This is a genomic window from Shewanella sp. S1-58-MNA-CIBAN-0166 (assembly GCF_040310085.1).
Taxonomy (GTDB): domain Bacteria; phylum Pseudomonadota; class Gammaproteobacteria; order Enterobacterales; family Shewanellaceae; genus Shewanella.
The window spans coordinates 1-5,559 of sequence record NZ_JBEOPN010000061.1; the positions used below are offsets into that span (position 1 = coordinate 1).

The window sequence follows — 5,559 nt, forward strand, 5'->3', positions numbered from 1 at the left end:
GAGCGATGGTGTGAGCGATGGTGTGAGCGATGGTGTGAGCGATGGTGTGAGCGATGGTGTGAGCGATGGTGTGAGCGATGGTGTGAGCGGTGGAGTAAATCATAAACCTAACTATTAAGCTGTTTTACAGCGTATTGAGTAAACAAACTCAAACAATAACACTATCTATAGCAGTACTTGTAGCGCTATCAATACTGATGCCAATCCCAAGAAAATACCAACCCAACATAGTTAGGTGGCTTAAGCACTGGCAGCGTTCATATTACAAAGCCTAACTCACCTTTATCCCAAGTTTAGGTTAATTATGCTGATGATAATCAACTGCTCTTATCTCTGCCTCTCAAATAGACAATACAGCCAATAAACATCAAACCAGCACATATTCAGCCACGCATTTCATTGCTTAACTCAGCGTTAGTTAAATTTGCTAACAATTCGAACATTGACATTTTTTGTCAGTCTTTCAATATGGCTAGGCAAATAATTCTGTAAAAATAGACCAAGGAACACGATAACAATGAATAAATCCTTAATTGCGATTGGATTAACCACAGCACTATTAAGTGGTTGCGGCGTATCTGATACAAATAACACTAAGCTTGCAGCCGTGACCTCACCGGCCCCCGCTAAAGCAGAGTTAGGTACTTTTGGTGTGGATTTAGCTGCACGAAATAAAGCCGTTAAACCTGGCGATGACTTTTTTATGTATTCAAGTGGCACTTGGTACGACAACTTTGTCATGCCTGCCGACAAAACTCGTTATGGCGCATTTAATGCCTTAGCTGAGCGCAGTGAAAATCAAGTGAAAGCAATTATCGACGATATTGCCAGCCGCAGCGACTTAACTGCCGAAGAACAATTAATTGCTGATTTTTATCATGCCTATATGGATACCGACACCATTAATAAACTAGGTATCACACCAATTAAAGCCACCTTAGATCAAATTACTGCGATTAGCTCAACTCAAGATTTAACCAAAGTATTCGGTGAAGCATGGCTTACTGGTGCATCGTCCCCTATTTGGGGTGGAATGTGGTTTAACCGTATAGATCCCAATCAATATGAAATGACCATCGGTGCTGGTGGTTTAGGCATGCCCGATCGCTCGTATTACCTCGAAGACAGTGAGCGTTTCGTTAAAATTCGTAAAGCTTATGTTGAGCATATCGCTGCAATGCTGGCTTTTGCTGGTATAAACGACGGTGCAAAACGTGCCGAGGCAATTCTTGCCCTTGAAACAAAAATAGCACAGGCACAATGGCCTAGAGAAAAACGCCGTGACCGTGATTTAACCTTAAACCAACTCAAACGTGAAGAATTGGTTAAGCAATATCCTGGATTTGATTGGGATATCTATTTCGCACAGAGTGGTTACCAAGTACCACAACTCAACATATCTGAACCTGAACCGGTTAAGGCTATGATTGGCTTAATTAACCAACAACCGCTCACTGTGTGGCAAGACTATTTAACATTCCACACCATTAGTAATAATGCAGGGTTATTGTCTGAAGACATTTTTAATACCAATTTTGCTTTTTTTGGCAAAGAACTCACTGGGCAAGAGCAACCTCGTCCACGCTGGAAACGTGCAGTTGAAGAAATGTCTGGCACTCAGTCTCTAGGTTTCGCTATTGGTAAAGTCTATGTGTCGCGTTATTTCCCTGAGTCGTCTAAACAAAAAATGGCCGAGTTAGTTAAGAACCTGCGCACAGCATTAGGCCAACGCATTGATGGTTTAGATTGGATGGGCGACGAAACTAAAGTGAATGCCCATGCTAAGTTAGCGGCATTTAATCCTAAAATTGGTTACCCCGATGTGTGGCAACAGTTTGATGGCTTAACCCTCACTAAAAATGATTTAATGGGTGATATTAAGAATCTGCGCAAATATTTCCAAGCCGATAGCGTAGCGAAAGAACTGGAAAAAACGGATCGTAATCGTTGGGGTATGACACCGCAAACGGTCAATGCCTATTACAACAGCTCGTTTAATGAAATTGTGTTCCCTGCGGCAATTTTACAACCGCCATTTTTCGATCCAAACGCAGATGCAGCAGTTAACTATGGCAGTATCGGTGCCGTAATTGGTCACGAAATGGGCCATGGTTTTGATGATCAAGGTTCTAAATCAGACGCCAATGGCGTTCAGCGTAACTGGTGGACAGATGAAGATCGTGCCGCTTTTGATGCTAAAGCCGATAAGCTCGCTGCGCAATACAACCAATATGAACCAATCCCTGAAAACTTTGTTAACGGACGTAACAGTCTCGGAGAAAACATTGGCGATGTAGGCGGTTTATCAATGGCATACCATGCTTACAAATTAAGCTTGAATGGTAAAGAAGCCCCGGTGATAGATGGCGTTACTGGCGATCAACGTTTCTTTTTAGCTTGGGCTCAAGTGTGGAAAGAAAAACGTACCGAGCAAAGTATGTTAACTCAGTTACGTGCCGGCACTCATGCACCAGGTCGTTACCGTGCCCTCGCCCCGCGTAACCACGATGCTTGGTATAAAGCCTTTGATGTTAAACCAGGTGATAAGTTGTACTTGCCTGAAGATCAGCGCGTACGTATTTGGTAATTTAGTGCATAAATAGCTGCAATAACGTGCCGCGATAGCAATAAGCAGCCGACACAAAAATGCCCGTCAGTTAACTGACGGGCATTTTTTATCACTATATGGCGAATGCCTAAAATAATATCGGAAACCTTGTGGTTAATAGCAGAGGCGAGTAAAGACCTAGACAGACATTCGGATTGATTAATCAGCTACTGGTAATATCGTTTGAACACTTTTCAAGTCGGTTAACAATTTTCTCTTGATAAGCTTTTACCGTAGAGAAACTGTGTATTTGCATAAATAAGTCCGAAGCAGTTTCTTTAGATGCATCCGTTAAATTAACCCCTTTATACAGTGCTGGTTAACTCGTCCAGGATGAACTTAACAGGACGCTGGGAGGATTAAAGTTGTTTCGTTTAGTTTATTTAATGTACTTGCTATAAGTATTTATTTTAATGAGTAACCTGTCAGCAAGAAAGTGATTGGCTTCACCAAGTTGTTTCAAAATATAGTATGCCTCATCTCTATATTTTAATATTTTGTCAGTATCCCAATGCTTTGGCGGTGGTTGTAGATTTGTAATCCTGTCACATAATTTTACCATCCAAATTTCAATGGGTTGTTCTTTAATCCTACGAATACTGTCTTCCATTTTTTCCTTTTTTGAAGACAGCTCCTCATTCTTACTTAGCGCTAGAACCCCGCTTGCCACGTCTGTACCAAATTCATGTTCAATATCTTTAAATGTGGTTTTTGTATCCTCAATGGAATCATGAAGCAAAGCACAAACAATGAATAAATTAGGTTGTTTAATATTTTGAGTTGCAGCAATAGCCGCCGTTGCTTCCATGCAAACTAAGCCTAAATGATTAATATAGGGTATTTCACTGCCAGGTATCGTTTGCCCCATATGAATGGCTGAAGCAAAATTCCATGCCTTTAAATACGCATCTTGATCCCAAATATTCATTTTTCATCCTTTATAGTGCAGAACGCTAACGCTGTGCAAAATTGCAACATCTAGCTAGTTTAAACTTAACTTAATAATAAATCACCCAACATAGCTGCTTTGATAATTCATATGTGTTTTGTTCGAATCCACGTTTTCTTGTTTTTTGATACTCGTTCTATTTTTTTTGCTTTTATTAATGCATTCAATGCTTTTGTGAAATCGGGTTTTGACTGGTTAAGTTTCTTTCTGACGTTCTCTGTTGTTTGCTCTATTTTGAAATGTTCATAAATTTTTTGTTCAAGACTTTGTGGTGACTTATTTTTCTTTGGCTCAACAACCGGAGGTATAGATAGAACCTGTTTCTTTGATTCAAGGGCAATATTATGTCTCACGTTGAGGAGCTTGCACTGAAAAGAAAACGCGGTAACCAAAGCATTATCTTGTGAATAAAGGACAAAGTGGCAGCCAACTCGTTGCTGTTCAGTTAAAGATGCAATAATTCCAACCAACTTGCCTATAATGTAAAAGTCAGCTTGATTAGAACCCGTGGGATAGTTTGAATTGCATATGAATAGCTTTCTCTCACAAATTTCTTTAACCGCATCATTCTTGGAGAAAACTAACACTTTATCAGTAATCGACACACTTACGGCTTCTACTTCCTTGAGACCAATATTTTCTGCATCTATAAATATAAATTTCAAACAATAATCCTTTTTTGTTTAAATATATGTCATCAGCGTATTCTGCATGACAACTGGCTGCATCAAGCATCATACTTTGTGCTAAGTTGCGGGGCGGCTGGGTGATCCAAGAGGGAACAGCCGTTGGTTTCCTTTTAAATGATTAATCATGACACCCATTTTTATGATAGAGACGAGTAAAGACCTAGACAGACATTCGGATTGATTAATCAGCTACTGGTAATATCGTTTGAACACTTTTCAAGTCGGTTAACAATTTTCTCTTGATAAGCTTTTACCGTAGAGAAACTGTGTATTTTCATAAATAAGTCCGAAGCAGTTTCTTTAGATGCATCCGTTAAATTAACCCCTTTATACAGTGCTGGTACCGTATTTTGTTTCATGGAATTATCTGCAAATATTAAATTTAATTTGACTACACGGGCCAACTCTTCTTGATAGAGAAAAAATTGCCTTAAATGTGTATTCTCTATTTTGGCAGTTTTGGATCTGTCTATTGTTAAAATTTCGTCAATTAGGCGGTTTAATCTACTACGAAACTCAATCGCTTCATCCATAACCTCAAGCCATTTTATTTCAGTATTTGATAACAAAGCCAAAAAATACAATGTACGTGCTTTATTATAATTAATGAATCCTGGCCACATAACATCTTCACTAGAAATATTAAGTGCTCTATCAAACTGGTCACATGCAGATTTTAAATACATGGTCACATCTTCTATAATTGACGGAGATATAGAGCCAATACCTTTCTGTACCACGCTAAGGCCGTTAAGTGAGAGAATATCGATATCCCCCATATTCAGGGACTCTCTAAGCAAGTGCATGCCCTTTTTGTTGTAATATAAACCAAGGTAATTGTGATAAATCGTTTTTGTGACAGGATTTCGAAGTATAGGACCACGAACATGGAGAAGATCTGCATGGATATTAAAATTACCATCAGCAACAAAATTCTGATATGAAACAACAGCTTTAAATAACTTTATTGTTTCAGTTATTTGAATTGAATTTCCCTTGCTTACCGAATGCAGTATGTCTCGTTGCCTATCTACCTCTGTTAATATCTTGTCCATGCGTTTTTTATAGAGTTTTTTATCCGTATCAGAAGCATTAAAAACAGCAGGAAATAAAACGATAAGATCAATCATATACTGTAACGTATCGGCAAAAAGTACGGCAGTACCGGATTCTTTTTTCAACTTATACTCAACTGAATCAAATAGTTCTTTGTCTAGTGTTTTTTCGTCTTTAGACTTACGGCGTTTTTCAAGACAGTTGTCGCCTAAATTGTTAAGCAGCTTCTTTATGTTGCTCTGGATTTAACGCCACAG

Annotated in this window: 4 protein-coding genes; 1 reads left to right on the plus strand and 3 read right to left on the minus strand. The window is 39.0% G+C overall.

The window, feature by feature from the left end; all coding sequences use genetic code 11:
- Positions 1-517: 517 nt before the first annotated feature.
- Positions 518-2,587, plus strand: a complete 2,070-nt coding sequence (locus AAEY99_RS20935) for a M13 family metallopeptidase (RefSeq protein ID WP_351011897.1) — start codon at positions 518-520, stop codon at positions 2,585-2,587.
- Between the two features lie 400 nt (positions 2,588-2,987).
- Here AAEY99_RS20935 and AAEY99_RS20940 read toward each other — a convergent pair whose 3' ends face one another.
- The 3 genes from AAEY99_RS20940 to AAEY99_RS20950 form a co-directional block, all read right to left on the minus strand.
- The gene (locus AAEY99_RS20940) at positions 2,988-3,536 is read right to left on the minus strand and encodes an HD domain-containing protein (protein ID WP_182744453.1); all 549 of its coding nucleotides are present in this window, start codon (positions 3,534-3,536) and stop codon (positions 2,988-2,990) included.
- Positions 3,537-3,643: 107 nt separating this feature from the next.
- Positions 3,644-4,222, minus strand: coding sequence for a hypothetical protein (locus AAEY99_RS20945; RefSeq protein ID WP_351011899.1), 579 nt, complete (start codon positions 4,220-4,222; stop codon positions 3,644-3,646).
- A 209-nt stretch (positions 4,223-4,431) separates the two neighbouring features.
- Positions 4,432-5,427: a hypothetical protein gene (locus AAEY99_RS20950; protein WP_351011901.1), complete on the minus strand. Its 996-nt coding sequence runs from the start codon at positions 5,425-5,427 to the stop codon at positions 4,432-4,434.
- Positions 5,428-5,559: the final 132 nt, after the last annotated feature.